Below are 2,517 nucleotides of genomic sequence, written 5' to 3' on the forward strand. Positions count from 1 at the left end.
ACGGCTCGCCAGAACACCCACGGAAGCGTCAGGAGAGCCAAAAAAACGTCTTGGACCGTCGTGCCTGGGCGACTCGAGAAGACCTCCGGATCGCGATCGTGACCTGGATCGAACGGACCTATCACCGACGCCGACGACAAGACCGTCTTGGCCGATTGACCCCGATCGAGTTCGAGACAATCATGACCACGCCAGCCACTCAGGCTGCGTGACTAACCACTGTCACCTGATCGTGCAGCAGACCCCTTGATTGCCGTCAGCCCGCAGAAGTTGCCGTCGCTACGCACGCGAGCAGGCGGGCTCTTGCCCTACCTCAAGCTTCCATTTTCCGGAGACGCAATCAAAGCGGTGAGGGTCGGACCAAGCAGTGCGCCTCGGCAGGGAACTGCAGTCGAGAAGCTCCTCGCGGGGCAGGGGCTGGACGCTGATGTATCCACCTCAAGTGCGCCCTACCGACACCGCTAGAGCCAGCGCCCGGCAGCAAACTCGACCCGGCCCACTGTCGTCTTATTCCGGTTCCTGGAAACCTGACCGCGGCCGGAAACTAAACGTCGGGACGTCGTGCCCACCCGCGCGTATCGCTACGCCATCCCAGAACTTGTCAGGAACGTCCGACTGCCACCGCGGGGACTCAAGCGACTTCAATGCGCCGGTGCTACTCCCCGTCCACAGCTTCTTAGTTCCAAACAGCCCGAGCTTGACCCCACCAAGCCCAGCTATGTCATTGGTCGTGGCGACGAACCCTGATGTGGTCAGTACGTAGTACCACCGACGGAAACTACGCTCGCCGGAGTTTTCTTTTACGAAGAGCACGGCCCAGCCCAGCCCGACTTCGACGAACGTGGCATCGGGTAGCCCCCCACCGGGAGTCTTGCGCCGACGCACAGCTGGCGCACCACGCGGGATCGGCGGTCGGGCAGAAGACCCCTGGCGCTTCCTCCCAACCTCCTCGTAGAGCGTGATCTCCGGGGCGTTGCCGGAACTTCGCAAGAACTCACTAGCCTTCAACAACCGCGCATGCAGCGGACCGGACACGAACGCCGCACTCGCCTGCTGCGCTTGCTGTTCAACATCGATCCTGCGCTGACCCTCAACTCTCTCAGCAGCCTGTCGCCCAATTTCCCTCTTGCGGGCACGGTCCCGCATTTCATCTTCGAAAGATCCGACCATGCCAGCGAGGCTAAAGGTCTCGAGGACCCTAGGGCAGACCTCGACCGGGTTGCTGCTCACTGACGTCTGTCACTGAGCCGAGGGTAATGCGGTGACGATCCTGTGCCGGACCGCCACCGGACGGACCTGACCGGTCTCGTTCATTGCTAGAGACCAAATGCTCCGCCGGTGACGAGGATGACGATGCCGAGGCCGATGAGGACGATGGGGAACAGGATGTGTTCCCAGCGTTCGAGGATTTCAGCGATTGGTGGGCGGGTGGCGACGAATTTGGCGAGTGCGACCAAGACGGCGACCAGCGCGAGGAAGACGATGCAGTAGGCGACGACCGCTAGGGGATCCACGCTGAGGAAGACGGGGGTGTAGACGCCGATGTTGTCTCCGCCGTTGGCGAAGGTGACACCGGCGACGGTCCACGCGCCGATCTTCTTGCCAGCGACCTTCGCGTCGTCATCATCATCGTCGCCGCGCCAGGCGTTCCATGCAGCCCAGAGACCGAGGATGAGGGGAATGAGCCCGAAGTAGGGAATGGCCTCGGAGGGCAGGAAGGCGCCGGCTCCGATGGTCACCAGCACTGCCGCGCCGAGGATGCCAGCGAACCCGAGGTACTGGCCGACCAGGATGCGGGTGGTGGTGCCGCGCTGGCCCGCGCCTCGAGCGAAGAAGAGTGACAGCACGATGATGTCGTCGATGTTGGTGGCCATGAACAGGCCGATGGCCTGGAGTGTCGTGGTGAGCATCAGGCGTCCACCTCTCCTGCGCAGCAGTCCGGGACCAAGCAGCCTGGATCGATGCATGGGGAGCTTTCGTCGACAGCCAGGGTGATGTCGACCAGCGCCGCCAGTGCCTGTGCGAGATGTGAGTCGACGATTTCATAGCGGGTCCTGCGGCCCTCGTGCTCAGCAATTACGATGCCGCAGTCGCGCAGGCAGGCCAAGTGGTTGGACACGTTCGAGCGAGTCAGGTCCAGGTCCCGGGCCAGCTCTGCCGGGTAGGCGGGACTGTCGAGCAGGGTCAGGAGGATCTGGGATCTGGTCGGGTCGGCCAGTGCACGGCCAAGACGGTGCATCGCGTCCAGCCGGGTATTAATGGTCAGCATCTGGTGAACTATACAGCAGATGCTGAATGATCTAGGCCCGAAGCGGATGAAGGTGCTTGCACGGCAAAATCGTCAATTGCGGCACCTCAACGTACGGCTCGGTGACGTTCGTATTCGAGCCGCCTCGTCGAGTCTCGCCAGACGGCCCAAAATCCGGCTCGAAACTGATGGCTCAGAAGTAGAGTGGCCCGAAAGCCGTCGGTTTGTCGACGACGCTCGAAAATGAGGCCATAGCGACGGTCGAAAAT

Annotated in this window: 3 protein-coding genes and 1 pseudogene; 2 read left to right on the forward strand and 2 right to left on the reverse strand. The window is 62.3% G+C overall.

Annotated elements, in window-relative coordinates; translation table 11 throughout:
- Positions 1–212, forward strand: a pseudogene (locus tag ABC138_RS17390) (hypothetical protein); the annotation flags it as partial.
- 805 nt (positions 213–1,017) lie between these two features.
- A complete protein-coding gene (locus ABC138_RS17395; RefSeq protein WP_169702107.1) occupies positions 1,018–1,233 on the forward strand; it encodes a hypothetical protein in 216 nt (71 codons plus the stop codon).
- Positions 1,234–1,316: 83 nt separating this feature from the next.
- On the opposite strand, the gene ABC138_RS17400 is transcribed toward ABC138_RS17395, so the two are convergent.
- Together ABC138_RS17400 and ABC138_RS17405 are read right to left on the reverse strand one after the other, a co-directional pair.
- On the reverse strand, positions 1,317–1,913 hold the full coding sequence (locus ABC138_RS17400; RefSeq protein WP_068316641.1) for a cadmium resistance transporter: 597 nt from the start codon (positions 1,911–1,913) through the stop codon (positions 1,317–1,319).
- The gene (locus ABC138_RS17405) at positions 1,910–2,269 is read right to left on the reverse strand and encodes a metalloregulator ArsR/SmtB family transcription factor (protein ID WP_068316623.1); all 360 of its coding nucleotides are present in this window, start codon (positions 2,267–2,269) and stop codon (positions 1,910–1,912) included. Before ABC138_RS17405 ends, ABC138_RS17400 begins: the two co-directional genes overlap by 4 nt.
- Between the last annotated feature and the right edge of the window lie 248 nt (positions 2,270–2,517).

The organism is Janibacter sp. LM (assembly GCF_039631275.1).
In the GTDB taxonomy this organism is placed as follows: domain Bacteria; phylum Actinomycetota; class Actinomycetes; order Actinomycetales; family Dermatophilaceae; genus Janibacter; species Janibacter terrae.